General features: G+C 66.4%; 24 protein-coding genes. 16 read left to right on the plus strand and 8 right to left on the minus strand.

Annotated features, from left to right (window positions below):
* Positions 1 to 12 precede the first annotated feature (12 nt).
* Both cyoE and A9974_RS08855 read left to right on the plus strand, forming a co-directional pair.
* Positions 13 to 906 (plus strand): heme o synthase, encoded by an 894-nt coding sequence (gene cyoE, locus A9974_RS08850; protein ID WP_183003808.1) that lies wholly within the window; start codon positions 13 to 15, stop codon positions 904 to 906.
* Between the two features lie 17 nt (positions 907 to 923).
* A complete protein-coding gene (locus A9974_RS08855) occupies positions 924 to 1,529 on the plus strand; it encodes an SCO family protein (protein ID WP_175193294.1) in 606 nt (201 codons plus the stop codon).
* Positions 1,530 to 1,602: 73 nt separating this feature from the next.
* Here A9974_RS08855 and A9974_RS08860 read toward each other — a convergent pair whose 3' ends face one another.
* Positions 1,603 to 1,827, minus strand: a complete 225-nt coding sequence (locus A9974_RS08860; protein WP_183003733.1) for a DUF3717 domain-containing protein — start codon at positions 1,825 to 1,827, stop codon at positions 1,603 to 1,605.
* Between the two features lie 131 nt (positions 1,828 to 1,958).
* On the opposite strand from A9974_RS08860, the gene A9974_RS08865 reads away from it, so the two are divergent.
* The 6 genes from A9974_RS08865 to A9974_RS08890 all read left to right on the plus strand — a co-directional run bounded on the left by A9974_RS08865 (position 1,959) and on the right by A9974_RS08890 (position 8,735).
* Entirely contained in the window at positions 1,959 to 2,597 is a 639-nt protein-coding gene (locus A9974_RS08865) for a glycine zipper 2TM domain-containing protein (RefSeq protein ID WP_183003734.1), read from the plus strand.
* A 45-nt stretch (positions 2,598 to 2,642) separates the two neighbouring features.
* Complete coding sequence (locus tag A9974_RS08870) at positions 2,643 to 3,416, plus strand: PhaM family polyhydroxyalkanoate granule multifunctional regulatory protein (protein ID WP_183003735.1); 774 nt, start codon at positions 2,643 to 2,645, stop codon at positions 3,414 to 3,416.
* A gap of 65 nt (positions 3,417 to 3,481) precedes the next feature.
* Positions 3,482 to 4,855, plus strand: a complete 1,374-nt coding sequence (glmU, locus tag A9974_RS08875; RefSeq protein ID WP_183003736.1) for a bifunctional UDP-N-acetylglucosamine diphosphorylase/glucosamine-1-phosphate N-acetyltransferase GlmU — start codon at positions 3,482 to 3,484, stop codon at positions 4,853 to 4,855.
* Positions 4,852 to 6,243, plus strand: coding sequence for an MFS transporter (locus tag A9974_RS08880; RefSeq protein WP_183003737.1), 1,392 nt, complete (start codon positions 4,852 to 4,854; stop codon positions 6,241 to 6,243). The genes glmU and A9974_RS08880 overlap by 4 nt, the downstream gene beginning before the upstream one ends.
* A 99-nt stretch (positions 6,244 to 6,342) precedes the next feature.
* Complete coding sequence (locus tag A9974_RS08885) at positions 6,343 to 7,665, plus strand: UDP-glucose/GDP-mannose dehydrogenase family protein (RefSeq protein WP_183003738.1); 1,323 nt, start codon at positions 6,343 to 6,345, stop codon at positions 7,663 to 7,665.
* Positions 7,662 to 8,735 (plus strand): glycosyltransferase family 4 protein, encoded by a 1,074-nt coding sequence (locus A9974_RS08890; protein WP_183003739.1) that lies wholly within the window; start codon positions 7,662 to 7,664, stop codon positions 8,733 to 8,735. Before A9974_RS08885 ends, A9974_RS08890 begins: the two co-directional genes overlap by 4 nt.
* 178 nt (positions 8,736 to 8,913) lie before the next feature.
* On the opposite strand, the gene A9974_RS08895 is transcribed toward A9974_RS08890, so the two are convergent.
* Together A9974_RS08895 and A9974_RS08900 are read right to left on the minus strand one after the other, a co-directional pair.
* Positions 8,914 to 9,090 carry a hypothetical protein gene (locus tag A9974_RS08895; protein WP_183003814.1) on the minus strand — a complete coding sequence of 59 codons (177 nt, stop codon included), beginning with the start codon at positions 9,088 to 9,090 and terminating at the stop codon, positions 8,914 to 8,916.
* Between the two features lie 55 nt (positions 9,091 to 9,145).
* Positions 9,146 to 9,634, minus strand: coding sequence for an Lrp/AsnC family transcriptional regulator (locus A9974_RS08900; protein WP_183003740.1), 489 nt, complete (start codon positions 9,632 to 9,634; stop codon positions 9,146 to 9,148).
* Between the two features lie 164 nt (positions 9,635 to 9,798).
* Here A9974_RS08900 and glmS point away from each other — a divergent pair, with 164 nt between their 5' ends.
* Both glmS and A9974_RS08910 read left to right on the plus strand, forming a co-directional pair.
* The gene (gene glmS, locus A9974_RS08905; protein WP_183003741.1) at positions 9,799 to 11,631 is read left to right on the plus strand and encodes a glutamine--fructose-6-phosphate transaminase (isomerizing); all 1,833 of its coding nucleotides are present in this window, start codon (positions 9,799 to 9,801) and stop codon (positions 11,629 to 11,631) included.
* A gap of 459 nt (positions 11,632 to 12,090) precedes the next feature.
* Entirely contained in the window at positions 12,091 to 12,486 is a 396-nt protein-coding gene (locus A9974_RS08910; RefSeq protein WP_183003742.1) for a hypothetical protein, read from the plus strand.
* 321 nt (positions 12,487 to 12,807) lie between these two features.
* On the opposite strand, the gene A9974_RS08915 is transcribed toward A9974_RS08910, so the two are convergent.
* Complete coding sequence (locus A9974_RS08915) at positions 12,808 to 13,737, minus strand: LysR family transcriptional regulator (RefSeq protein ID WP_183003743.1); 930 nt, start codon at positions 13,735 to 13,737, stop codon at positions 12,808 to 12,810.
* A gap of 99 nt (positions 13,738 to 13,836) precedes the next feature.
* Between A9974_RS08915 and A9974_RS08920 the strand changes: the two genes are divergently transcribed.
* Positions 13,837 to 15,126: an MFS transporter gene (locus tag A9974_RS08920; protein WP_183003744.1), complete on the plus strand. Its 1,290-nt coding sequence runs from the start codon at positions 13,837 to 13,839 to the stop codon at positions 15,124 to 15,126.
* Positions 15,127 to 15,916: 790 nt separating this feature from the next.
* The gene (locus A9974_RS08925; RefSeq protein WP_183003745.1) at positions 15,917 to 16,540 is read left to right on the plus strand and encodes a hypothetical protein; all 624 of its coding nucleotides are present in this window, start codon (positions 15,917 to 15,919) and stop codon (positions 16,538 to 16,540) included.
* A gap of 44 nt (positions 16,541 to 16,584) precedes the next feature.
* Here the strand turns inward: A9974_RS08925 and A9974_RS08930 are convergent, their stop codons facing one another.
* On the minus strand, positions 16,585 to 17,667 hold the full coding sequence (locus A9974_RS08930; RefSeq protein ID WP_183003746.1) for a hypothetical protein: 1,083 nt from the start codon (positions 17,665 to 17,667) through the stop codon (positions 16,585 to 16,587).
* Between the two features lie 169 nt (positions 17,668 to 17,836).
* Here A9974_RS08930 and A9974_RS08935 point away from each other — a divergent pair, with 169 nt between their 5' ends.
* Positions 17,837 to 18,625 carry a fused MFS/spermidine synthase gene (locus A9974_RS08935; RefSeq protein ID WP_183003747.1) on the plus strand — a complete coding sequence of 263 codons (789 nt, stop codon included), beginning with the start codon at positions 17,837 to 17,839 and terminating at the stop codon, positions 18,623 to 18,625.
* Positions 18,626 to 18,765: 140 nt separating this feature from the next.
* On the plus strand, positions 18,766 to 19,662 hold the full coding sequence (locus tag A9974_RS08940) for a DUF4261 domain-containing protein (RefSeq protein WP_183003748.1): 897 nt from the start codon (positions 18,766 to 18,768) through the stop codon (positions 19,660 to 19,662).
* 96 nt (positions 19,663 to 19,758) lie between these two features.
* Here A9974_RS08940 and A9974_RS08945 read toward each other — a convergent pair whose 3' ends face one another.
* On the minus strand, positions 19,759 to 20,991 hold the full coding sequence (locus tag A9974_RS08945; RefSeq protein WP_183003749.1) for an MFS transporter: 1,233 nt from the start codon (positions 20,989 to 20,991) through the stop codon (positions 19,759 to 19,761).
* A 114-nt stretch (positions 20,992 to 21,105) separates the two neighbouring features.
* Here A9974_RS08945 and A9974_RS08950 point away from each other — a divergent pair, with 114 nt between their 5' ends.
* Complete coding sequence (locus tag A9974_RS08950; RefSeq protein ID WP_183003750.1) at positions 21,106 to 22,080, plus strand: LysR family transcriptional regulator; 975 nt, start codon at positions 21,106 to 21,108, stop codon at positions 22,078 to 22,080.
* A gap of 45 nt (positions 22,081 to 22,125) precedes the next feature.
* Here the strand turns inward: A9974_RS08950 and A9974_RS08955 are convergent, their stop codons facing one another.
* Positions 22,126 to 23,058 carry an N-carbamoyl-D-amino-acid hydrolase gene (locus A9974_RS08955; protein WP_183003809.1) on the minus strand — a complete coding sequence of 311 codons (933 nt, stop codon included), beginning with the start codon at positions 23,056 to 23,058 and terminating at the stop codon, positions 22,126 to 22,128.
* Between the two features lie 470 nt (positions 23,059 to 23,528).
* Here A9974_RS08955 and A9974_RS08960 point away from each other — a divergent pair, with 470 nt between their 5' ends.
* On the plus strand, positions 23,529 to 24,599 hold the full coding sequence (locus A9974_RS08960; RefSeq protein ID WP_183003751.1) for an ornithine cyclodeaminase: 1,071 nt from the start codon (positions 23,529 to 23,531) through the stop codon (positions 24,597 to 24,599).
* 35 nt (positions 24,600 to 24,634) lie between these two features.
* Here the strand turns inward: A9974_RS08960 and A9974_RS08965 are convergent, their stop codons facing one another.
* The gene (locus A9974_RS08965; RefSeq protein WP_183003752.1) at positions 24,635 to 26,749 is read right to left on the minus strand and encodes an EAL domain-containing protein; all 2,115 of its coding nucleotides are present in this window, start codon (positions 26,747 to 26,749) and stop codon (positions 24,635 to 24,637) included.
* Positions 26,750 to 26,900: the final 151 nt, after the last annotated feature.

The following is a 26,900-nucleotide window of genomic DNA, read 5'->3' on the forward strand; positions in this document are numbered from 1 at the left end:
ATAGGGTCCATGATGACCAGTCTTGCCGCTCCCCAACCCGGATTGTTTCGCCAATACTTCGTGCTCACCAAGCCGCGCGTGACGCAGCTGGCGGTGTTTTGCGCGGTCATTGGCATGTTTCTCGCCGTGCCGGGCGTGCCGGACATGCGCCGGGTGCTGTTCGGCACCATCGGCATCTGGCTGCTGGCCGCGGCCGCCTTCGCCATCAACTGCCTGATCGAACAGGAAGTCGACGCCCGCATGCTGCGCACGGCGCGGCGCGCCACCGCGCGCGGCACCATTTCGGCGTTCCAGGTGCTGGGCCTGTCGGGCCTGCTCGGCGGCGCGGGCATGTTCGTGCTGTACACCCTGGTCAATCCGCTGACCATGTGGCTGACGTTCGCCACCTTCGTGGGCTACGCGGTGATCTACACCATCATCCTCAAGCCCCGTACCCCGCAGAACATCGTCATCGGCGGCCTGTCCGGCGCCATGCCGCCGGCCCTGGGCTGGGCGGCGGTGGCCGATTCGGTGCCCGCCGAAGCCTGGGTGCTGGTGTTGATCATCTTCATCTGGACGCCGCCACACTTCTGGGCCCTGGCGCTGTACCGCAACCACGACTACGTCAAGGCCGGCCTGCCGATGCTGCCCGTGACGCACGGCCAGCAGTTCACCCGCCTGCATATTCTGCTCTACAGCATCGCGCTGGTCGCGACCACGCTGCTGCCCTATGCCATCCGCATGAGCGGGGTCTTGTACCTGGTTGCGGCGCTGGTGCTGGGCGGCATGTTCGTGTCGTACGCCTGGCGGCTGTACCGCGCCTACAGCGACGAGCTGGCGCGCAGCATGTTCCGTTTTTCCATTCTCTACCTGGCGCTGCTGTTCGGCGCCCTGCTGGTGGACCACTGGGTCGCGCTGCTGCGCTGACCCCCTGGAGGTTGTCGATGTCCGTCTTTTCCGCCAGCCGGCGCCTGGCCTTGCGCCTGGCTACGGCCGCCGCTTTCACTGCCGCCCTGGCCGCCTGCGGCGACAATGCGCCCACGTTCAAGGGCAGCGACATCAGCGGCACCCAATTGGGCCGCGGTCTGGAATTGTCGGACTACAACGGCAAGACGCGTCAGTTGCAGGACTTTGCCGGCAAGGTCGTGGTGGTGTTCTTCGGCTTCACGCAGTGCCCGGACGTGTGCCCGACCTCGCTGGCCGAGCTGACCGAAGTGATGAAGAAACTGGGGCCGGACGCCGACCGCGTCCAGGTGTTGCTGATCACCGTGGATCCCGAGCGCGACACGCCGGAAGTGCTCAAGCAATACGTAACGGCATTCGACCCGCGATTTCTGGGTTTGACCGGCACGCCGGACCAGGTGAAGAAGGCCGCAGCGGCGTTCAAGGCGTATTACGCCAAGGCGCCCACCAAGGACGGCAACTACACGATGGACCACACCGCGGCGTTCTATCTGCTGGACGGCAAGGGCGAATCGCGGGTGCTGGCCAACAACAACATCGGGGTCGACGCCCTGGTGCACGATATCCAGGCCCTGCTCAAGGGCTGATCGGGCTGGGCTGGGGTTCGGGCCTGCGGTGGGCGGCGATGCCGCCCCGCTCAGGGCGCGCGAGGCCTGCGGGCTAGTCGCTGCCGCCTGCGGCCACCCAGCCGGCCAGCGCCGCGCGCGCCTTGTCGCCAAGCTCCGCGGCGGGGATTTCCCGGCGGTGCGAGATGATCATCAGCGCATAGGGGGCGGCCAGCGCGGCGGCCTCGGGGCACAGGCGCGATTCGTCGCCGACGGACGGCGAGACGTTGCGCCAGTAGTTGATGGCCGCTTCGATCTGGGGCAAGGTGATGGAATCCATGCGCCTATTGTCCACGAATGGCCGGGGCTGTCCAATGGCACGGGTGCGGCAAAGAAGCGTCACCATCGCAACATGCCGATACCGTGTCCGGGTGCTATACCACTGCCGGTTAGCAACGATGGAGCATCGTCATGAATCCGAACCAGACCGAATCTACCCGCCGCGCCCTGCACCCGCTGGTCGCGGCCGCCGCCATCGCCGTCATCGTCATGTGCTCGGTGGGCGTCGCCGCCGTGATGGGCTGGCTGCCCACGCCGTCGGCCACGCCGCACGCCGAGGACCCGGCCGTGGCCCAGGCTGGCCCCGAAGGCGCCAATCTGGCGCCGGCCCAGCCCGGCGCGCCGGCGCCCGCGGCCCGGCAGCCCGCGCCGCAGGCCCGGCCCGCGCCCGCTCCGGCGGCGCAACCCCCGGCGCAGGCCTGCCGCACCTGCGGCGTGGTGGAAACCATTCGCCAGGTGCAGGTGCCGGTCAAGGACAATAGCGACCATCTGGTCGGCACGATCGCCGGCGGCGCGGTCGGCGGCGTGGTCGGCAACCAGTTCGGCGGCGGCAACGGCAAGACGGCGCTGACCGTGCTGGGCGCCGTGGGCGGCGCTTTGGCAGGCCGTGAAGTTGAGCGTAATATCAGACAGCAACAAACGGTGACGCACTACGAGCTCACGGTACGCATGAACGACGGCAGCGCGCGCCAGTTCCGCAGCGCCCAGCCGTTCGCCTTCGCGTCCGGCGATCACGTGCGAGTGGAAAATAATCAGCTGCTACCGGGGTAATCACGCCGGCCCGCAGCCTTTTTGCGATCGATGGGGAGACCAGGAATGAGCGACCAACACAGCAACCCGTTCGTCCTGCCCGGCATGGGCCAGCAATCCGACCTGGCGGGCAACCCCTTGTTGGCCAGCATGGAAATGATGCGCCAGGCCTGGGCGGGCCTGACCGGACCAGGCGGGCTGGCAAGCAGCCTGCCGATGGCGCCTCCCATGAACCTCGAAGACCTGGACCGCCGCATCGCCGAACTGCGGTCGGTGGAAAACTGGCTGCGCATGAACCTGTCCATGCTGTCCAGCACGATCCAGGGCATGGAAGTGCAGCGTTCCACCATCAGCACCCTGCGCGCGTTCGTCGACTCGGCGGCCAATCTGGACATGGGCATGGTGCGCGACAGCGGCGCCGCATCGCCGCTGGAAGTGGTGCTGGGCCTGAAGCCCGCGCCGGCAAAAGCGGCATCGGCCGCCAAGGACACCGCGGGCAAAGCGGCGGATGCCAGGGGCGCCGCGTCCAAGGCGGATGATCCCCAGCCCGGCATGAGCGAGCAGATGGGCGCGGCGGCGCAGTCCGCGTCCAAGGCCTGGTGGGACCTGCTGCAGCAACAGTTCAACCAGATCGCCGCCGCCACGGCGGCATCCATGCCGTCCAACCCGGCCGCGCCGGACGCTGGCGCCACGGCCAAGGGCAAGCCGGGCAGCGCGCAAGCCGCGGCCGCGCCGGCGCCCAAGGCGGCTGCCAAGCCCGCCGCCAAGAAGACCGCACGCAAACCGGCCGCGGCCAAGGCGGCCGCCAAGAACACGGGGCCTGCCGACGGCAAGCCCTGAATTTTTCAATCCCGGCGCGGGGCGGCCGCAAGGCCATCCCGTTCGCTCTCAACACACCAGAACTTATGCTTAATGTAGTGATTCTCGCCGCCGGACTCGGCAAGCGCATGCAGTCCGATCTTCCCAAAGTGCTGCACACCCTGGCCGGCAAACCGATGCTGGCCCACGTGCTGGACAGCGCGCGCCACCTTGAGCCGGCGCGTGTCATCGTGGTGGTGGGCCATGGCGCCGACCGGGTCAAGCAGGCCTTCGGCGGGCAGGACGACCTGCAGTTCGCGCTGCAGCAGCCGCAGCAGGGCACCGGCCACGCGGTCCAGCAGGCCGTGCCGTTGCTGCTGGAAGGCGATGGCAAGGATGACGTGACCCTGGTGCTGTACGGCGATGTGCCGCTGGTGCAGCCCGAGACCCTGCGCAGCCTGCTGGCCGCGCGCGGCACGGGCGCCGCCGTGCTGACCGAAGTGCTGGCCGATTCCACCGGTTATGGCCGCATCGTGCGCGATGCCGGCGGCAATGTCTGCCGCATCGTCGAGCACAAGGACGCGTCCGAGGCCGAGCGCGCGATCAAGGAAGTCAACACGGGCATCCTGGCCGCGCCGACCGCCAAGCTCAAGGACTGGCTCTCGCGCATCGACAACAACAACGCCCAGGGCGAGTACTACCTGACCGACGTGGTGGGCCTGGCCGTGGCCGACGGCGTGCCGGTGGGCGCGGCCCAGCCGGGCGCGTCCTGGGAGACGCTGGGCGTGAACAGCCGCGTGCAGCAGGCCGAACTGGAACGCCGCTGGCAAGGCGAGCAGGCGCGCCGCCAGCTGGAAGCCGGCGTGACGCTGGCCGATCCCGCACGTTTCGACGTGCGTGGCTCGCTGACCTGCGGACGCGACGTGTTCATCGACGTGGGCTGCGTGTTCGAAGGCAAGGTCACGCTGGCCGACGGCGTGCGCGTGGGGCCGCATTGCGTGCTGCGCGACGTGAGCGTGGGCGCGGGCACCCAGATCGAGGCCTTCAGCCATCTGCAACAGGCGCAGGTCGGCAGCGACGCACGCGTGGGCCCCTATGCCCGCCTGCGTCCCGGCGCCGAACTGGGCGACCGCAGCCACGTCGGCAACTTTGTCGAGATCAAGAAAAGCGTGCTGGGCGCGGACAGCAAGGCCAACCACCTGGCCTACATCGGCGACGCCGACATCGGTTCACGCGTCAACGTGGGCGCGGGCACCATCACCTGCAACTATGACGGCGTGAACAAGCACCGCACCGTCATCGAAGACGACGCCTTCATCGGTTCCGACACCCAGCTGGTCGCGCCCGTACGCGTGGGCCGTGGCGCCACCGTGGGCGCGGGCACGACCCTGACCCGCGATGCGCCGGCCGACAAACTGACGGTATCGCGCGGCAAGCAGGTCACCGTCGACGGTTGGCAACGGCCGGTCAAGAAGTCGTGACGCCGCAGGCGTCCGAGGCGCCGGGGGGCGGCGCCAAGCCCGCCGCGCCGGACGGCCTGCCGGCGCCCCGCCGCTATTGGGCGGCGGCCACCGTCATGACCGGCATCAGTCTGTCGGTACTGGACACCACCATCGCCAATGTGGCGTTGCCCACCATCGCGGCCGACCTGAACGCCTCGCCGGCGCAGGCGGTCTGGGTGGTCAACGCCTACAACCTGGCAGTGGTGATGATGCTGCTGCCGCTGTCGGCGTTGGCCGAGCGCATTGGTTTTCGCCGCATGTTCACCTTCGGGCTGGTGCTGTTCACGCTGGCCTCGTTGGGTTGCGCCCTGGCCGGCTCGCTGTTGCAGCTGACGCTGGCGCGGGTGTTCCAGGGCGTGGGCGCGGCAACGCTGATGTGCCTGTTCGGCGGCCTGGTGCGCAATATCTATCCCCTGAAAATGCTGGGCCGGGGCATCAGCATCAACGCCACCACGGTGGCGGTGATGTCGGTGCTGGGGCCCACCATCGGCTCGGCCATCCTGTCGGTGGCGCCGTGGCCCTGGATCTTCGCGGTCAACCTGCCGATCTGCGTGCTGGCCATGTTCGGCCTGCGCCATCTACCCGAGGTGCCCCGCAACGACGTGCGGCTGGACTGGATCAGCGCCCTGCTCTGCATGGCGACCCTGGGCGTGTTCATTTCCGGCATCGACATGATGGGCGAGGACCTGCTGCGCGGCATCGGTCTGGTGGCGATCGCGGTGGTCGCGGGGCTGGTGCTGATGCGCCGCGCCAGCGGCCAGCCCGCGCCCCTGGTGCCGGTGGACCTGCTGCGCATCCGGCCGCTGGCGTTCGCGGTGGGGGCGTCGGCCTGCACGTTTGCCGCGCAGATGGCGTCCTATGTGTCGCTGCCGTTCTATTTCCAGCAGGTGCTGGGCCGGCCGTATCTCGAGGTGGGCATGCTGATGGGGGCCTGGCCGGTTGGCACGGCGCTCATCGCGCCGCTGGCCGGGCGGCTGTCGGACCGCTATTCCGCCGCTACCCTGAGCGGCGTGGGGGCGACCGGCATGGTCATCGGCATGTTGTGGCTGGCGGCGCTGCCGGCATCCGTGGGCAATGTGCCGATCATCGCCGGCATGTTCGTCGCGGGCGTGGGCTTCGGATTCTTCCAGACGCCGAACAACCGCGCGATGCTGTCGGCCGCGCCCCGCGCGCGCAGCGGCGCGGCGGGCGGCCTGCAGGCCACCACCCGCGTGTTCGGGCAAAGCTTCGGCACCGCGCTGGTGGCAATTGCCTTCAGCGTCAGCGCCGCGCACGGCCCGGGGCTGGCCCTGGTGCTGGGTACGATCTGCGCCGCGTTGGCGGTGGTGGTGAATACGGTCCGTTTCAGCAAACTGAAGGCCGCCTAGGGGCCCAAGACTCGGTCGCCCGGCCGCTCCTATAATGGCGGCCGGCGCCGGATTTGTCGTTCCCGGCGCAACGATTACCTATTTTTAAGGCGTTCAGGCATGAAGATCACGGTCGTAGGTACCGGTTACGTGGGGTTGGTGTCGGGAGCGTGCCTGGCCGACATGGGCAACGATGTCATGTGCCTGGACGTGGACACGGCAAAGATCGCCCTGCTGCGCCAGGGCGGCATCCCCATTTATGAGCCTGGCCTGGAAGACCTGGTCCGGCGCAACGTGCAGGCCGGCCGCCTGCATTTCACCGACGACGTGGCCCAGAGCGTGGCCTTTGGCGACGTGCAGTTCATCGCGGTCGGCACCCCGCCGGGCGAGGACGGTTCGGCCGACCTGAAATACGTGCTGGCCGCCGCCCGCAACATCGCGCGTCACATGACCACCCGCAAGCTGGTCGTGGACAAGTCCACCGTGCCGGTCGGCACCGCCGACAAGGTACGCGCGGCCATCGAGCAGGAACTGGCCGCGCGCGGCGTGCAGGTGCCGTTCAGCGTGGCGTCCAACCCCGAGTTCCTGAAGGAAGGCGCGGCGATCAACGATTTCATGAGCCCGGACCGGGTCATCGTCGGCGCCGACGACGACTACACCATCGGCATCATGCGCCGCATCTATGAGCCGTTCCAGCGCACCCACGACCGCCTGATGGTGATGGACGTGCGCTCGGCCGAGCTGACCAAGTACGCCGCCAACGCGATGCTGGCCACCCGCATCTCGTTCATGAACGAGATGGCCAACCTGGCCGAGGCGCTGGGCGCCGACATCGAACAGGTGCGCCGCGGCATCGGCGCCGATCCGCGCATCGGCTACCACTTCCTGTATCCCGGCGCGGGCTACGGCGGTTCGTGCTTCCCCAAGGACGTCCAGGCGCTGGTCAACACCGCCGCCGAGAACTCCCTGCCGATGCGCGTGATCGAAGCGGCCGAGGCCGCCAACCACGCGCAGAAGTTCCGCCTGTCGGAAAAGCTGGTGCAGCACTACGGCGAAGACCTGCGTGGCCGCAAGTTCGCGTTGTGGGGCCTGTCGTTCAAGCCCAATACCGATGACATGCGCGAGGCGCCCAGCCTGACCGTTATCTCCGAGCTGACCCGCCGCGGCGCCACCGTGCGCGCCTACGACCCGGTCGCCATGCACGAGGCCGCCCGCGTGCTGGCGGGCCAGCCCGGCGTGAGCTTCGCCACCGACATGTACGACGCGCTGGACGGCGCCGATGCGTTGTTGATCGCCACCGAATGGAAGGTCTTCCGCGCACCCGACTTCGACCGCGTCAAGGCCCTGCTCAAGACGCCTCTGATCCTGGACGGCCGCAACCTCTACACGCCGGCCGACGTGCGCGCGCAAGGCTTCGAGTATTCGGGCATCGGCCGCGCATGAAGATCCTGCAGCTCAACTTCGAGAAGGGTTGGCGCGGCGGCGAACGCCAGACGCTGTATTGCATGCGTGCGTTTCGCAACGCGGGTCACCAGGTCGAAGTGCTGTGCCGCGAAGGCGGCCCGCTGGCCGAGCGCGTGCGCCAGGAAGGCTTCGTGGCCCATACCTGCCGCAACGTGCCGGCGCAGCTGCGCTTTCTGGCGGCAAAGGGCGGCGACTACGACATCATCCATGCCCAGACCGCCAACACCATCACCTGGGCGGTGTTGACCAAATGGCTGCACCGCCGTCCGGTGGTGTTTTCGCGCCGCACCTCGTTCGTGGTCAAGCCCAACGAGGAATGGAAGACCGGCTTCAAGTGGCGCCACACGGATCTGTTCGTGGCCATCAGCGACATGGCGGCCAGCGAGCCGCGGCGCCTGGGGCTGGACCCGGTCATCATCCGCAGCGCGGTCGAGCCGCACCAGATCAACCAGGAAAACGTGGCCGCGCTCGTGCGCGAGTTCGACCTGGAAGGCAAGAAAGTCATGGCCACGTCGGCCGCGCTGATCCGCGACAAGGATCCGGTGACGCTGGTGCGCGCCGTGGGCGAGCTGGCCAAGACCCGCCGCGATTTCGTCTTCCTGCATTTCGGCGCCGGCGGCGACCGCGAACAGCAGGCCCGCGAAGAAGCGCGCTTGTTGGGCATCGAAGACGTCTACCGCTTCGCTGGCTTTCGCAAGGGAGTCGAGGACTTCTACAGCATCCTGGACGTGTTCGTCATGAGCTCCGAGGAAGAAGCCCTGGGCAGCAGCGTGCTGGACGCCTTCCTGCAACGTGTGCCGGTGGTGTCCACTGATGCCGGCGGCCTGAAGGAAAGCCTGGCTGACGGCCGCGGCGTGCTATGCGCGGTGGCCGACTTCCAGGCGATGGCGCAAGGCATGGCGCGCTGCCTGGACGACGCGGCTTTCCGCCAGGAAATCACCGACCGCGCCTACGACTACGTGCGCAACGAGCACGACGTGCAGAAGATGGGCAACCGGTACCTGGCGCAGTTCGAGCGCCTGCTCGCGGGGCGGCCGGCTGGGAAATAGCGAGGTTTATGGGGCCTGAGACTGGTCGCTGTTGCGCGCAAGCCGCCGCCCAATATCGGTTGGAACGAATCGCCGCCGTGCCGGCGGGCATCTTCAACCAGGCGCTGTGCGCGAGCCTCCAGTCGCTTCCATGGGCCTGAAGTGCGGTGTTGCTGGATATCTTGCTGTGAAATCTGCATCACAGCACTCCTTCCAACGCGTCCTCCCACCGAGCGGCCCTGGGTAGCCCGAATTCCTTGCGAGCCTGTTGATACAGTGCTTGCGCTTCCTCTAGCCGGACACCGGCTTCGTAGCAGGCTCTGCCAATGAACTCGGGTTCCAATTCGATGAACATGCTGGCAAGCAGTTCCTTCACGAAGGCATCACCTTTCGTGCGATATCAGGACGATTGTTCCCCGCCTGGGGTGAGCTCAACCCCGCAGGGCGATCCGCGTTTCGAACTTGGCGCGGTGCACCGAGAAGAAAGTCCGCACGTTGCGCACATTGGCGTGCGCGGTGAAGGCCCGGTGCGCCAGCGCGTGGTAGGCGGGCATGTCCTTGACCTGGGCAATCACCACGAAATCCGGGCCGGGCGAGACGCGATAGCACTGCAGCACCGCGGGCTCGGCCAGCAAGGCCTGTTCGAAGGCATCCAGGCTTTCCGCCGCCTGCACATCCAGCGTAATCTCGACGATGGCGGTGAGCGTGCTGCCCAGCTTGTCGGCGGCCAGGATGGCCACCTGGCGCTCGATCACGCCTTCTTCCACCAGCCGCCGCACCCGCCGCAGGCAGGTCGGGGGCGACGCGTGTACCCGCAAGGCCAGGTCTTGATTGGTCAGCGCGTTGTCTTCCTGCAGCTGTTCGAGGATGCGCAGGTCCAGGTCGTCCAGCTCGGGCAGGGAAAGCGGCGGGGTTTGCATGGTGTTTTGAATAATTAATTCATTAAAAACACATTGATGAAATATTATTTAATCACAATTAAGTAAGTAAATAAACTGTCAAATATCACCAGATAAAGAAATCAAATTTCTTTGGGGTGCGCGCACAATGCGTTCCGTACCCGAACTTTCTGGAGTCTCCCCCCATGTGCGGCATTGTTGGCGCCGTCGCCCAGCGCGACATCACCCCGATTCTCGTCGAAGGCCTGAAGCGGCTGGAATACCGCGGCTATGACTCCTGCGGCGTCGCCGTGTACGCGGACGGCCATCTGCGCCGCACGCGCAGCACGCAACGTGTCGCCGAGCTGGCCGAGCAGGTCGCTCAGGACCACGTGCAGGGCTTTACCGGCATCGCGCACACCCGCTGGGCCACCCACGGCGTGCCGGCCACGCACAACGCTCACCCGCATTTTTCGCACCTGGGCAACGACGAGCCGCGCATTGCGCTCGTCCACAACGGCATCATCGAGAACCACGACGAACTGCGCGCCGAGCTGCAGGCCGTGGGTTACGTCTTTGAAAGCCAGACCGACACCGAAGTGATCGCGCATCTGGTCAACCACCTGTACACCGGCGACCTGTTCGAGGCCGTGCAGAATGCCGTGCGCCGCCTGCATGGCGCCTACGCCATCGCCGTGTTCTGCCGCGATGAGCCGCACCGCGTGGTCGGCGCGCGCCAAGGTTCGCCGCTGGTGGTGGGCGTGGGCCAGAACGAGAACTTCCTGGCGTCCGACGCGCTGGCGCTGGCCGGCACCACCGACCAGATCATTTATCTGGAAGATGGCGACGTGGTTGACCTGCAGCTGTCGCGCGTCTGGATCGTGGACGCCAACGGCAAGAACGTCGACCGCGCGGTGCACACCGTGCACGTGCACACCGGCGCGGCCGAATTGGGCCCCTACCGCCACTACATGCAGAAGGAAATCTTCGAGCAGCCGCGCGCCGTGGGCGACACGCTGCAGGACATCGAGGCCATCACGCCCGAGCTGTTCGGCGACGACGCCTACAAGATCTTCAAGGACATCGATTCCCTGCTGATCCTGGCTTGCGGCACCAGCTACTACGCCGGCCTGACCGCCAAGTACTGGATCGAGTCCATCGCCAAGATTCCGGTAGCCGTGGAAATCGCCAGCGAATACCGCTACCGCGACAGCGTGCCCAACCCGCGTTCGCTGGTGGTGACGATTTCGCAATCGGGCGAAACCGCCGACACCCTGGCCGCGCTGAAGCACGCCCGCTCGCTGGGCATGGAAAACACGCTGACCATCTGCAACGTGTCCACCAGCGCGATGGTGCGCGAATGCAAGCTGTCGTACATCACGCGGGCCGGCGTTGAAATCGGCGTGGCGTCGACCAAGGCCTTCACCACGCAGCTGACCGCGCTGTTCCTGCTGACCCTGGCGCTGGCGCAAGTGCGCGGCCGCCTGAGCGACGAGCAGGAAGCCGCGCACCTGAAGGCGCTGCGTCACCTGCCCGTGGCGATTGGCTCGGTGCTGGCGCTGGAACCGCAGATCATGGCCTGGGCCGACCGCTTCGCCTCGAAGGAAAACGCGCTGTTCCTGGGCCGCGGCATGCACTACCCGATCGCGCTGGAAGGCGCGCTCAAGCTCAAGGAAATCAGCTACATCCACGCCGAGGCCTATCCGGCCGGCGAACTCAAGCACGGCCCGCTGGCCCTGGTGACCGAGCACATGCCCGTTGTCACCATCGCGCCCAAGGACGAGTTGCTGGAAAAGCTGAAGTCCAACATGCAGGAAGTGCGCGCGCGCGGCGGCGAGTTGTATGTGTTTGCCGATGCCGACAGCAAGATCCAGAGCGCCGACGGTATGCACGTGATCCGCATGCCGGAGAACTACGGCAAGCTGTCGCCCATTCTGCACACGATCCCGCTGCAACTGCTGTCGTATCACACGGCCTGCGCGCGGGGCACCGATGTGGACAAGCCGCGTAACCTGGCCAAGAGCGTGACGGTGGAGTAAGGGCCTTGGCGTGACCTTTCGGCTGAAAACGACGGGAGCCGGTCGCTCGGCACACAGTCGGTCGTAGCGCCAACTTCTTTCTGCTCACTCCCTATCAGCTCCTACCCGATTTCGAGGGCCGCGCAAGCGGCCCTCGTTCGCATTTGGCACGAGGTTTGGCTCAGCAGAAGACGTACCCGTGGGATCTCAGTTCCTCGCGCTAATTTGTACCGGCGACCGCAGATGTGCGTAAACTTTCCCTGCTTGCCGTGCAGACACCATGGAGGTATTTGAATGGTTGTGTTCTTAAACCTCTTCGTCTGCGTGGTACCAGCTGGCTGCTAAGCAAAGATCTTTGCCATGCATCGTTTCGACCGCGCTTCGTGGGTCGAATGCTGGCTGCTGGCATGACTTCACTTCCATTTCCGTAACGAAAATGTTCGAATTCGAGGCATTGACCTCCAGGATAGAGGGTGACACATGATCGGCTGGTGGATCATCGTATCGAAAGGCAGCCCCGAGGAATGCGACCACGCCGCCCCAGAAGCGCGTCGTGCTGCCATCTTGGCGCAGTGGGAAGCGGGCGCTGACGGCATCGGTTGGATCGAGCACTTGGCGCAAGTGCACAAGGCCGTCAAGTTCGCCGCCGGCGGCTATCCGAACCGTTATGCCGCACGCGCTCGCGATGTACTGCCATTGATTGAAGGCGGCGGTATCTTGCCCTCCAAGGATGGCGTCTGGATCTTCGGCATTGACGAGGGCGAGGAATATGCACAGCCTCCCGGTTGGATAGGCAAGGTCCAGGTGCATGCCGACCGTATGGCCGCATGTTCTGCTGATCAAATCTTGACGATTGATGCCTGGGATCAATCCTGACTCTCATTTGAGGCCTTCACAGCGCTTTGATCCTGTCTTCAGGTCGAGCTATTTCCGTGAAGGAGATCATCAAGGTATTGCTCGATATCTCCAACCTCCATTACGGCCGGGACGCAGATGTCATCTGCACATACCGACCCAACTCAGGTATCCGCGCGGCGACGCGAATGCCGGCTTTCGACCCTAGGGGGACATCGACTTTGGCGGGAAGCGTATGGCCGTTGTGAGAGGCAAAGCGGCCGTCGAAGTCTCGGGATCTACCCGGCTTTTGAGCCGCGGCCGGTGGTGGAAAATCTCCTGCAACGCAGCTTCTGCTCGGGCTTATGCGACGGAATCGGCGAGGGGCAAACATACCGCATCCCTTTTCAGCGTTTCGATCAGTGCGTCGTGCATCACCGCGACGGGTCGCACAAGACGGCCAGGCAGCACGCCATGCACGAGCCACACGCTCAGTCCGCTATTGAACTCCGGCACATCGACGATCTGCAGCGCATTGCGATGCGGGCTGCGCGCCAGCACTTCAGGCGCAGCGAGCCCGATGCCCAAGGCGCGCGCGACCAGCGACAATTGCAGTTCCGAACCGAACGCTTCGACAGCGACGTTGAACGGCAAACCCGCCGCAGACATGGCGCGGCTCAGTGCTGAACGCATTCCGCAACCGTCCTGGTTCAGCACCCAGGGATAAGCCGCTAGATCGGCGAGCGAGGCGGGTTTTTCGGGCAGACTGAACGAGCGCGGCGCGACGACGACCGTGGGCTTATTGGCGAGAAGCGTCGACGTCAGGCCGTCCGGCAACGGCACGCCTTCAGGTAAAAGCACGACGACCGCGTCCGCCTTCGCCTTTTCGATGCCCTCCAGCAGTCCCGGCGACCAGCCCGCTGTCACGCGCAGCGTCAGATTCGGAAAGGCGGCACGCAGACGGTCGATGGGTTGCTCCAACGCCAGCTCAGACAAAAACGGCGGTACCCCGATCCTAAACTCGCCTGCCGGCTCGCTATCAGGCGACGCGACGGCCAGCAGGTCGTCGACCGCGCGTAGCACCGTGCGCGCAAGGCCATAGACGTCGCTTCCGGCCGCCGTCGGCTTGAGCGGCTTGCTCTGCCGGTCGAGCAACTCGATGCCGAGCATCGCTTCCAGATTCTGGACACGGCGCGTGAGTCCCGGCTGAGTCAGAAACAGTCTCTCTGCCGCCCGCACCATTGAGCCGCTTTCGACCACTGCCACGAAAGCCTGCAAGTCACGCGTGTTCATAAAACAATCTCGCATAAACATTATCAAGATAATTCAATTGTCGCATAACGTTCTCATCCTTAGGATAGGCCACACTCGTACACCCGGAAGCCCAAACCCATGAGTCAACCCGCTGACACCTGCGCGCGCAAACTGCCCTCCGCTTCGCTGCCCTCACTGCAAGCGGATGCGTCCCCAGGCGGCGGCCTGACCACGCCATTGACGATCTTTTTTGCCGCCGCCGTCGGCGTGATCGTCGTGAACCTGACCGCCGCACAACCTCTGACGGGGCCTGTCAGCCGAGCACTGACTATGCGGCCCGAGCTTGCCGGCGTGATCGCAATGCTCCCGCAACTCGGCTACGCCGCGGGTCTGCTATTGCTCGTACCGCTATGCGACCTCCTCGAAAATCGCCGCCTGATCGTCTGGACGCTCGCCTGCTGCGCGATGTTCCTCGGACTCGCGTCGCTCGCGCGATCGGGCTGGCTGTTCCTGGCATCGGTGTTCATGGCGGGGGCGACATCGAGCGTGATCCAGATGCTCGTGCCGATGGCGGCGTCGATGGCGCCTGAAAGCCGGCGCGGAAGCGCAGTCGGCAACGTGATGAGCGGCCTGATGCTGGGCATCTTGTTGTCGCGACCGCTCGCGAGCCTGATCGGCGGAACGTTTGGCTGGCGTGCGTTCTATGGCATCGCGGCGTTGGCCGACTCGCTGCTTGCTGTCGTGCTGCTGACGCGGTTGCCGAGTCACACGCCGCACACGGCCGCTCGCTACCTGGACTTGCTGCGCTCGCTGTGGACCTTGCTGCGCACCGAACCCGTCTTACAGCGTCGCGCGACGCTTGCCGCGCTCGCGCTCGGTGCGTTCAGCGCGTTCTGGACAGCCATCGCACTGCTTCTTGCCCAGCCGCCGTTTTCGCTGGGTATACAAGGCATTGCTGCCTTCGCGTTGGCGGGTGCAACCGGCGCGATGGTGACGCCGCTCGCGGGGTACCTCGGCGATTGCGGCGCGGGGCGTGCGACACAAATCACCGCGCATCTGGTGATGATCGCGGCGGTACTCATGCTCGCGGCTGCCGGGGCGGGCTGGGGCGGGTTCTCCGCGGCCACGCATCCCGTCCTTGCGCTCGCATTGCTGGTAGTCGGGGCGGCGGCGCTCGACGCCGGTGTGATCGCAGATCAAACGCTCGGCCGACGCGCGATCAACCTGATTAATCCGGCGGCTCGTGGCCGATTGAACGCGCTCTTTGTCGGCATCTTTTTCGTCGGCGGCGCAATTGGTGCTGCGCTGTCAGGCGCGGCATGGGCATGGGCGGGATGGGATGGCGTGTGCGTCGTCATACTGGGGTTCGCAGTTGCCGTGTTTTTGTTCGGCTGCTTCGACCGTGCTGCGGAGTCAAGCCGCCAATGAAGTGAACAGGGCCACCGCCGGCGGCGCCGCAGCACGCGAGGCGTGGCGATTCCAGTGGCGATGCGGGTGCGCGCAACGGCACGATCACTTCCGCGTGTCTTCTGGAGACGATCTGAACTGGCCTTGTATCATCGATGTCCCGATCGTCGCTTTGCGGCGACGTCACGAATGCGACTTTCTCAAAGGACGATGTTGTTGCGATGACAAGCGCGTGCTGCTTCGGTTATACCTTTGGCCGGTCATTTCCAGACCGCGCAGGCACAGCCCGTCCGCCGCGCAAATAGCGGTCGAACCAGGCAAGGTTGGCGCCCAGCGATTCGCAGTGCCACGACGCGGCTCGATGAGTTCAAAGTCGGGAACGGGGCAACGGGGCACGAACAGCCACGAAGCCGGAGCTTTATCCCGAACGACCCATTGCTGAGGTGAACGGACGTCTGAATGTCCAGGCCTTGGTGCGGTCGGATGACGCTCCATGGCCGAAAGCGGCTACTGGCCGAAAGCGGTCCCCCAGCGCAACATCAGGCGCTGGCTCCGTTTCCAGTTCGGCCCGGCTTTCAGAATGCACGTCGTCTGGCCTGGCGCGAAGGGTGGGTCTGTCAAGAGGCAGGCGGGCCCGGTCCGCAGGTGCCAGCCGCAGGCACTCGACGAACACAAAACCCCTGCGACCGACTTTATTTCTCTCCTGCTCGTCCGCGTACCCGGTGCGTGCCATCAGAGGGGTTGGGCAAGTTTGGGCACCGAATGCCAATCTTGGCGTTAAAGTCGGTTTTTCCCTCACAGGAGCTGCGTCGTGACCCTGGACGCGTATTTCGCCACGATCGATTCCCCGGCTTTCGCCGCGCTGGGCCTGTTGCCGCGCGACAGGGCGCTTGAACTGACCAGCGCCATGCATGGCCATCCGGTGGTCGAGCTGTTGCAAGGCCTTGTGTTGGATGATCCCGAGACCAGCAATCACCACCTGTTGCTGGGCCGGGCACCGCTGACGGGCCGCGTGCTGTATCTGACCCACGATGGTGACAGCCGCGTCGTGTTCGATTCCCTGGCGGACTTTGCCGCGGCGGCGCGCCAGGCCGGCGAGCAGGGGGTGGATATGGAAGAACTGCATCCCGACCCATCGCCGCTCGTGGATGGCCAGCCGCCATTGGGCAGCCTGATCCGCGAGCTGCTGCAAGAGGACGCGGGCGTGGAGGTGGTGCTGGCACTGATCCCATCGCTGGACCTGAACGATCTGGCGTTGCTGGAAGCGCTGGCGCGGGACGACGACTTCTTCCTGGGCGAAGCGGTGGCGATGGCGATCGAAAAGCGGCCCTCGCAGGCGCTGCGGTCGATCGCGGTGCTATGCCAGGCGCACCCGCATGGGCAGGTTTCCAGGGCGGGCACGCGCGCGCTGCAGCGGATCGACGCGTTGGGGTAACGGCAGGAGGCGCCGGTTGGTGCGACGCGGCTGCGCGGCGGGTGCTACGCCGATACCGACACCGATGCGCCCGCCAGCAGGCCGCCGCCGTCCAGCGCCTGGGCGGCCTGCTCGGCCCGGGCCAGCGCATTCTGGACGTCGTCGGCCTGCTTCTGGGCCTGGCCGTCCGTTTGCTGCAGCTTGCGTTTGACCATGGCCAGCAGTTCCTTCAGGGCGCGGATGGCGTCGCGCACCGATTGGGCGTCGTCCTGGCGGCGCTTTTCCGCAACTTGCTGTTCTTGCCGGGATTCCGTGGCGGAGACCGGCTTTTCCGGGTCGCCGCCGGGCTTGCCCTGACCGGGGGTGGGCGGGTTCAATGCGGCGTCGACCGCGGCAGCGGCCGCGTCTCGGGCGGCCTGGGCGCTTTCCGTGGCGGGGGACACCGCAGCGCCGGGGGGCGATGCCCCGGCACCGGCGGTATTGTCGCCGCCAGCGGCCGTTTCGCTTGCGGCATAGGCCGCCAATGCGCGTGCGGCGGCCGGCGTGGCAGAAGCCTGGCTGCCTTCCGTGCCGGATCCGGCCGGCGCGCTGGCACCGTCGGCCGTCGTGGCGACCGCCGCCAGCGCGCCCTCGCCGCCCGGCATCGCGCCGGCCGGGCCTGGGGGGGACCCGGCGTGCACCACGGGCGCGGTGGCCGGACCGACGCCGGTGCCGGCGGTGGACACGCCGCCGCTGTCCTTCAGCGCGGCGGCGGCCTGGCCGAGTTCGCCGGCCAGCTGGCGTAATTCGATCAGGATGGACTTCGCCGCCGCCTTGCCCAGCAGCATCAGCATCTTCTTGAGCATTTCGATGCGCTGCTTGATCTGGTCGACGCGGCTGCGGGCCTGATCCTGCCGGGATTGGGCCGCGGTAGCCGTCAACTGGGCGATGGCCTTGCGGGCCTTGGCGGCCCGTTCCAGCGAGTCGTCGCTCAGCACCACGCGAAACGACGTGGGCATGTCCTTGAACGGCGGCTCCTTGTCCTGCCCGGCGGCGGCATCCGCGTCGGCATCGCGCTGGGCGTCGCGTTTGACGGCGGCCACGCGAGCGTCCGCGATGCGCGCGGCGGTCTGCGAAAGAGGGCGATCCGTGTCCAGGTTGGCGGTCATATGAGGTTCCGGTAAAGCAAAGAGCCAGGCGCGGCAGATAGGGGCCGCCGGCTTGGCCGACCTGTCCGTAATGGCGAGGTGCTGGTTTATGTACGGCAGCCGCCGGGGTTTTCTTTAAAAATTGGGCGGGTAACCCGTCCGATAAAGGGCGGTGGTATCTTCTGGCCCCATGTCCCATCGCAATCCTTCCCCGTCCCCGCCTGACGCCTGCGCGCCGTCCGAGGCCTCCGTCTTGCCCCTGCGGCCCTTCGTGCAGGAATCGGGCACCACCCGGGCCCTGCATTTCTCGGAAAAGGTCATCCAGAGCCGCATGTCCACGCTCAATCCGGACGCGCTCGACCTGGAATACACGCGGATGATGATGGGCTTTGTGTTGTTTACGCCGGCGCCGGCGGACATTCTGATGGTGGGGCTGGGCGGCGGTTCGCTGGCCAAGTTCTGCTATCGCTATCTGGCGCGCTCGCGCATCGAGGTGGTGGAGATCGACCCGGATGTGATCGCGCTGCGCGACGCCTTCCTGGTGCCGCGCGATGACGACCGCTTCCGGGTGGTGCAGGCCGACGCGGCTGACCATCTGCGGGGCGTGCAGGACGTGGCCGACGTGCTGCTGCTGGACGGCTTCGGCGACGCGGGCATTCCCGGCGCGCTGTGCTCGGCTGAGTTCTATGCCGACTGCTACGAGGCGCTGCGCGACGACGGCATCCTGGTGATCAATTTCCACTTGAACCATCCGGACCACCGCGAATACCTGGACCGAGTGCGGGCGTCGTTCGGTTCGTCGATGTTCGAGGTGGTGGATGACGACATGACCAACAGCATCGTGTTCGCCTGCAAGGGCGAGTTGCTGGACGACCCGGCGGCGGCCGAGTTGAAGCGGCCGGAATCGATTCCGAAGGACGCATGGCGTCAGTTGATGCCGACCCTGCGCGTAATCGGCGCGACGCGCGAACTGAAGTGAATGCCGTAAAGCCTGCGCCGATTTGCCGGGAAATTTAACGTGTAGTTTCGCGTGGCGGGGTTTTGTTGCACATGGCTCGCCAGCCTGTCGCCGCGGCTTGATAGCATCCCCGCTTTCCCCGGACAGGTTCGCTCCCCACCATGAGTCTCATCTCCCGATTTTTCGGCCGCAACGAATCCCCCGCCGCTACCGCCGCGCTGACGGCCAATCCGGACATCGAGGATCCGCTCAGCCTGCAAGTGGTGTTCAGCGCGCCGCTGGCGCTCAAGGCGGATGCGCTGACGGCGGCGCTGCGCGCGTATCACCCCGACATGCGCCAGGCGCGCGCCGAGATCGAACCCGACATGCCCGAGCTGCTGGCCATGGTCGGCTGGGGCAAGCATGTGGTGCGCCTGGTGGGCTTCAATGCGCCCTTTCCGCAGGAATCGATCGAGGCCTGCGTGGCGCCGGCGCACTACCCGGCGGAGGTCAAGGCGCAGGTGCGCGCCCATGTCAGCCACGTACTGCTGTACTACGCCGGCTTCGAAGAAGACACCCTGGAACAGTACGTGGCGCTGGCCGCGGTGGCTGGCGCGCTGACGGAGTTCAACGCGTTGGCGCTGCTGAATGAACACGCGCATACGTCGCTGCCGGCCGGCGTGTTCACCCGCGAGTCGGTGGGCGACGAGAGCCTGGACCTGCTGCGCTCGCTGCCGCTGACCATGCTGTACTGCGGTTTCGTGAAGTACGAGGTCGAGGGCGTGCCAGGCGTGTGGATGCGCACCTACGGCGGCGACGCCTTCGGGTTGCCGGACTTTGCCGCGCTGGCCGACGGCCACCATCAGGGCGAGCAGTATTCGGGCATGTTCAACAACATCATGGCGTACCTGCTGGACAGCGGCGCCGAACTGGCCGCCGGGCACACGATGCAGATCGGCGAAACCAGCTACATGAAGTTGCGCGAGCCGCTGGAATCGGAGTACTTCCTGCACGGCCCGGGCACGGTGCTGGTGGCGGAAATCATCGACGCTTCGCAGATCAACCAGCCGGACGCCTGATCCCGTCGGAACAAATGCCAAGGCGGGCCGGGAACGATGTGTAAATGCAGCGTTCCCGGCCCGCCTTGTTTTTTTTGGGCCGGCGTCAGCCCGTCATCAGGCGGCGCAGCTTGCGCGGCGGCGCAGGCGCAGCCGGCCCGGCAACACGCGCAATAACAAGGCGCCGGCTGCCGCCGCGGTGGCGACCAAAGTCACACCCATCCAGCCCCAAGTGGCCAGCGCCAGGCTGCCCAGCGCACCGCCGGCGGCCATGCCGATGAACACGCTGACCATCAGCACCGCGTTGAGCCGGCTGCGGGCGGCGGGGTCGATGCCGTAGACGATGCTCTGGTGCGCGATCAACGCTACCTGGATGCCCAGGTCGAAGCCGATCGTGCTGGCCGCGAGCAGCCACAGGCCGGATTGAGGCGGCAGCAGGGGCAGCAGCGCCATGACCGCGAACGACAGCGCGGTCAGCGCGGCGCCCAGGCGGCTGACGGCGTTGGGGCCGCGCCGGTCAGCGTAGCGTCCCGCCAGCGGCGCAGCCAGCGCGCCAGCCGCGCCGGCCAGCCCGAACGCGCCGGCCGCGGCCGAGCCCAGGTGGAACGGCGCGCCGTGCAGCATCACAGCCAGGGTCGACCAGAACGCGCTGAAACCCAGCGACAGCAGCCCCTGCGCGAGGGCGGCCCGGCGCAGCTCGCCATGCTCGCGCCACAGCCTGCCCAGCGAACGCAACAGTTCGGCATAGGGCAGCTGCGTGGTCGGCGCGAACGCGGGCAGGCCGCGCCACAGGGCGGCGCCCAGGGCCAGGATCGACACCGCGGCGGCCAGGAACATGGCGCGCCAGCCGAACTGTTCGGCCACCACGCCGCTGATCACGCGCGACAGCAGGATGCCCAGCAGCAGCCCGGTCATCACCGTGCCGACGATGCGGCCGCGGTACGCCGGGGGCGCCAGCGCGGCGGCGGCGGGCACGATGTCCTGTGCCAGGGTGGCCGACAGTCCGATGGCGAAACTGGCGGCCAGCAGGACGCTGGCGGAGGGCGCCATCGCGGCCAGCAGCAAGGCCGCGCTCAGGGCGCCGACTTTCAATAGCACGATACGCTTGCGGTTGTAGCGGTCGCCCAGGGGCGCCAGCGTCAATATGCCAAACGCATAACCGAGCTGGGTCAGCGTGGGAATCCAGCCGAGTTCGCCGGCGCTGGCGCGCAGGTCCGCGCCCAGCACGCCCAGCATGGGCTGGTTGTAATACAGGGAGGCGACGGCCAGGCCGGCGCCGATGGCCAGCAGCAGCACCAGGCCGGCAGACAGATCTTGCGGTGCGCTATGTGCGCGGGGGTCGGGGGACATAAGGGAATCCGTGATCAGAATGACGCACTGCAACGTGCGGATGGGCCAGATTCTGAGCGCCTGACGGTCCTTTTGGTAGCCGGCGCCGGGGTAGATCCGTTATACGATAGGCGTATGACCAAGCCCGTTCATCCCCCTGTCCTGGCGACGGCGACAGGCACCGACCGCATGCTGCTGGTCGAAACCTTCGTACGCATCGTCGAGGCCGGCAGCCTGTCGGCCGCGGCGCTGCAGCTGGGTGGCACCCAGCCCACGGTGAGCCGCCGCCTGCAATTGCTGGAGCGCACGCTGGGCGTGCGCTTGCTGCAGCGCTCCACCCATGCCATCCGGTTGACCGAGGACGGCCAGCGTTGCTACGAGCGCGCCAAGGCGTTGCTGGCGACCTGGCAATCGTTCGAGAACGACGTGCGCGGCGCGGGCGAGGAACTGGCGGGCACGCTGCGGGTGGTGGCGCCGCACGCGTTCGGTCAGAACCAGTTCATCGAACCCCTGGCCAAGTACCTGCAGCAGTATCCGGGCATGCGCGTGGAATGGCTGCTGCACGACCGGGTGCCGGATTTCGTGGCGGAAAACATCGATTGCGCGATCAAGGTCGGGCCGGTGTCGGATCCGTCCGTGGTGGCGCTCAAGCTGGGCGAGGTGCCGCGCAGCGTCATGGCCGCGCCGTCGCTGCTGGATGGCGGACCGGTGCCGCAGCATCCCGCCGAGCTGGCGCGCCTGCCCTGGCTGGCGCTGCGTACCTTCTATCGCGACGAGGTGTGCCTGCGCCACATGGATACCGGCGAGGTGGTGCGCTTCGGCATCCAGCCGCGCCTGTCCACCGATGGCCTGTATGCGCTGCGCAAGGCGGCGGTATTGGGCCTGGGGGCAGGCATCGCATCGGCCTGGGCCGTGCGTGATGAACTGGATAGCGGCCAGCTGGTGCAGCTGGCGCCGGCCTGGCGCGCCGCGCCCTTGCCGGTGTACTTGGTCTATGCGCCCTCGCGGCTGCAGCCGGCCCGGCTGCGGCGGTTCATCGAGGTCATGCGCGAATACCTGCCGGTCGAACTGCGCACCGGCAGCGCCGCGGCGGACGCCGGCCCGGTGTAGCGCGGGCCGGGCCTGCCGCTTGCGGCGTCTTCGTGCCGATGGCGCTTATTCGGGCTTGGCCGTGGGCAGCGGTTCGCCGGCGCCGGTGCGTTCGACGATCAGGCGATAGTGTTGCGGGCTGCGGTGCTTGGCGAAGTTGAAGACATGGTCGCGGAAGTTCTGCCCCAGGGCCAGGTCGATCCGGGCGGTGATGACCTCGTCTTCTTCGCCGCTGGCGCGCGCGACAATTTCACCCGTGGGCGCCACGATCATCGAGCTGCCGATCATGTGGTGGCCGTCTTCGTGGCCGCATTTGGCGGCGGCGCCGATCCAGACAGCGTTCTGGTACGCGCTGGCCTGCAGCACGATTTCGTGGCTGACGGTGCGCAGGTGCGCGGGCTCGTCCCAGTGGATGTTCAGCGACGGCGTGTTGTAGCCCAGCACGATCAGTTCGGCGCTTTGCAGCGACATGACGCGATAGGTTTCAGGCCAGCGGCGGTCGTTGCACAGGCACATGCCGATCTTGGTGCGGTCCATTTCCCAGACGCCGAAGCCCAGGTCGCCGACTTCGAAGAATTTCTTTTCCAGGTGCTGGAACGGCGCATCGGGCTTGTGGTCCGAGTGGCCTGGCAGGTGGATCTTGCGATATTTGCCGATGATGCGGGCGCTGCGGTCCACCAGAATGGCGGTATTGAACTGGCGGCCTTCAGGCGTGACTTCGGCGTAGCCCAGGTAAAAGCCCACGCCCAGTTCGCGCGCCGCGTCGAACAGCGGTTGCACGTCGGCGTTGGGCATGGTTTTTTCGAAGTAGCGTTCCACCGCCTCGGCGTCGTCCATCCAGTAGCGCGGAAAGAACGTGGTCAACGCCAATTCGGGAAACACCACGAATTCGGCCTTGCGGCCGGCGGCCTCGCGCAGCATTTCGACCAGGCGCTTGACCACGGCCGGGCGGCTGTCGGCCAGGTTGACGGCGCCCATCTGGGCGACGGCCAGGCCCATTTTGCGGGCGGGGGATGCATTGCTCACGATTCGATCTCCTGGTGCGCGGCATGATGGCGCGGATGTGCTTTGGGGGCGCGGCGCAAGCGCCAAGCCCTTGCCTGCGCGCCGCGACAGCCTCAAGCATGCATGCGCGCACGCGAATCGGAAAGCCGTGGCGGACCGCAAGCGCACGGCTCGTGAAAATCCGGAGAAAGGCGTTAAATGATTGATATGGCGACGGATTTTTCGCGCCGCGGGTGAAAACCCGGTCCTGGCGCATAACATCGGGTCATGGGCGTCATGCAAATTGCTATAGCCAAATGGTCCGTATTGCGCGAGGTCCGGCGCGTCGCCGCTGCGGATTTGCGACAAGTGGCATCGGCCGTTGCCACAATGGCAGGTTCCTGGCGTTTTGTGTGGAAAGTGGGCGCTAGGCATTGACCTGCCCATCGGCCAGAATTTCCCTACCGATACAACAGGGGAAAATAATGACGACATTACTCACCACCACCGACGTTGCGAAGATCGTGGCCGCACAGGGCCCGCGCAAGGTATTCGAGGATCTGCTGGACTATCTGCTGGCCGACTTCCTGCGCTGGCAGGAGTTCGACAAGAGCGCCCGCGTGGCCAGCCATTCGGCGACCGGCGTGATCGAACTGATGCCCACGTCCGACAGCGATCTGTACAGCTTCAAATACGTCAACGGCCACCCCGGCAATCCGCTGGCCGGCCTGAGCACCGTGATGGCCTTTGGCGCGCTGGCGCAGGTCAACAGTGGCGAGCCGCTGCTGATCAGCGAACTGACGCTGACCACCGCGTTGCGCACCGCCGCGACCTCGGCGCTGGCCGCCCGCGCCCTGGCGCGCCCGGGTTCGCGCAGCATGGCGCTGATCGGCAACGGCGCGCAAAGCGAATTCCAGGCGCTGGCGTTCCATCACATCCTCGGCATCGACACGCTGCACCTGTACGACGTGGACCCCGCCGCGACCGACAAGCTGGAACGTAACCTGGCGGGCGTGCCGGGCCTGCGCCTGCGACGTTTCGACAGCACCGCCGCCGCGGTCAAGGGCGTGGATATCGTGACCACCGTGACGGCCGACAAGGCGTACGCCACCATCCTGACGGCGGACATGATCGAGCCCGGCATGCACATCAACGCGGTGGGCGGCGACTGTCCGGGCAAGACCGAACTGCATGCCGACGTGTTGCGCGCCGGTTCGGTGTTCGTGGAATACGAGCCGCAGACCCGCATTGAGGGGGATCTGCAGCAGATGCCGGCTGATTTCGCGGTGACCGAGCTGTGGCGCGTGCTGACCGGGCAAAGCGCCGGCCGCCGCGGCGAAAGCGAGATCACGGTGTTCGATTCGGTGGGCTTCGCGCTGGAAGACTTCTCGGCCCTGCGCTGGCTGCGCGACAGCGCGGTCAAGCACGGGATTGGCGCCCGCGTCGAAGTAGCGCCGCGCCTGGCCGATCCGAAGAATCTGTTCGAGCTGGTGCGAGGGCGCCAGGCCGCCGCACAGGCCGCGGCCCGGGCCAGCCAGGCGCTGCTCAAGGACTAGGGCCTGTGCGAGGCGCCTGCTAGTGTTGACAGGTCCTAGGCGGCGGTCCCGCCTGCGTACCCCGGCGCCGCAGGCGATTCCGGCGGCTCGTGCGACACGGGCCGCCCCAGCAGGTACCCCTGGAAGTGGGAGCAGCCTTCCTGCGTCAGCCGTTCCAGCTGGGCCGCGGTTTCGACCCCTTCGGCGGTCGTCGGGATATCCAGGCTGCGGCCGATGCCGTTGATGGCGCGGATGATGGCCAGCGCCTCCTTGCTCGATTCGACGTCCTGTGTGAACGACTTGTCGATTTTGATCTTGTCGAACTCGAAGCTGCGCAGATAGCCCAGCGACGAGTAGCCGGTACCGAAGTCATCCAGCGCCACCTTGACGCCCAATTGCTTGAGCCGGTTCAACGTGTTCAGGTTGGCCTCGGAATTGGCCAGCAGCACGGATTCGGTGATTTCCAGCTCCAGCCGGCTGGCGGCCAGGCCCGAGGTGGCCAGGGCCGATTCCACCAGGGAGACCAGCGCGTTGTTGGTGAACTGGGTGGCCGACAGGTTCACCGCCACGGTCTCGTGCGGTTCCCAGGTCGTCGCTTCGCGGCAGGCTTCGTGCAGCGTGAAGGCGCCCAGCTCGTGGATCAGCCCGGTTTCCTCGGCGATGGGAATGAAGTCGTTAGGCATGATCAGCCCCTTGACCGGATGCTGCCAACGCATCAGGGCCTCGCGGCCCACGGTGCGCACGTGGCTGATGTCCTTGATGGGCTGGTAGTGCAGGTGCAATTGCTGCGACAGGATCGCCTGGCGCAGGTCCATTTCCATTTCGTGGCGCTTGAGCGCCGCGGCTTCCATTTCGGGCTTGAAGAATGCCAGGCAGTTGCGGCCGTTGCGCTTGGCTTCATACAGCGCCATGTCGGCATAGCGCAGCAGGTAGTCGGCGGCGCATTCCTGCGCGCTGGCCGTCGCAATGCCGATGCTGACGCTGACCGGCACCGTATGGCCATCCACCTGGAAGGGTTCGCGCACCGCGTCGATCAGGCGCTGTCCCATCTGGCGCAGGTCGTCGGTTTTCTCGATGCCGGGCAGCACCACCGCGAATTCGTCGCCGCCCAGGCGCGCCAGGGTGTCTTGTTCGCGCAGGTTCTTAGCCAGGCGGCGGGCCAGCTGGCGCAGCAGTTCGTCGCCGTATTGGTGGCCCAGCGTGTCGTTGACGCTCTTGAAGTTGTCCAGGTCCAGGCACAGCACGGCGGCCGTGCGTTCGGGGTTGGCGGGGTTCAGCGCTTTGAGCAGCTGTTCGCGGAACAGGCGGCGGTTGGGAATGCCGGTCAGCGTGTCGTGATGCGCCATGTAGCGCACCTGGGCATGGGCCGCGTTTTCGTCCGTGATGTCGTCGGCGATCAGCAGCACGTAGCGCGAGCGCGGATCGCTGCTGTGGAACACCAGGGTTTTGCTGCGCAGCGTGCGGGGCCCGCGCGCGGTGATCAGTTCTTCCTGGCCGGCTTCGCGCAGCGTACCGTCCGAACGCAGCGCGTCATTGGTCAGGCGCTCGAAGAATTCATGCACGCCGGGCGGCAGGCATTGCTGCACGGTCTTGCCCTGCATTTGCTCGCGGGCGCCGCCGAAGGCGGCTTCGGCCTGGCGGTTCGCCAGCAGGATGCGCCGCGACACCGCGTCCAGCACCAGCACGCACGAGGGGATGTGCGACACCACGGCTTCCAGGAAGCTGGACAGCGAAGCCAGCTCGCTGTTGTAGCGCTCGGCCAATTCCTTGGCATGCAGTAGCTGCAGTTCGCGTTCGCGGCGCTCGGTGCAGTCGCGCGTGATCTTGGCAAAGCCCATCAAGGCGCCGGCCTCGTCGAGGATGGCGTCGATGACCACATGCGCCCAGAAGGGCGTGCCGTCCTTGCGGATGCGCCACCCTTCGGCCTCGAAGCGGCCTTGCGTGCGCGCGATCTCCAGGCCCTTGCCGGGCAGGCCGGACGTCTGGTCCGCCAGGCTGTAGAAGCACGAAAAGTGCCGGCCCACGATCTCATCGCTGGCATAGCCCTTGGCGCGCTCGGCGCCGGCATTCCAATTGGCGACCGTGCCGTCGGGGTTGAGCATGTAGATGGCGTAGTCGATGACACCTTGCACGAGGTGCCGGTACATGACGTCGGAGTTGTCGATGATCATTGGATTGGGAGCGTGGCGGGATTCGCGGCACTACGTTTACGTCGCGCCGATGCGATTATTTACCGGCGCCGCGCGAAAAGGCGAATCCTTGCCAATCTTGGCGCTTTTAGGCGAATCATTGCCAAATCAACGAGGATTTGCGCCCGCGCCC

This window comes from Achromobacter sp. UMC71, from assembly GCF_014170305.1.
Lineage (GTDB): Bacteria > Pseudomonadota > Gammaproteobacteria > Burkholderiales > Burkholderiaceae_B > Achromobacter.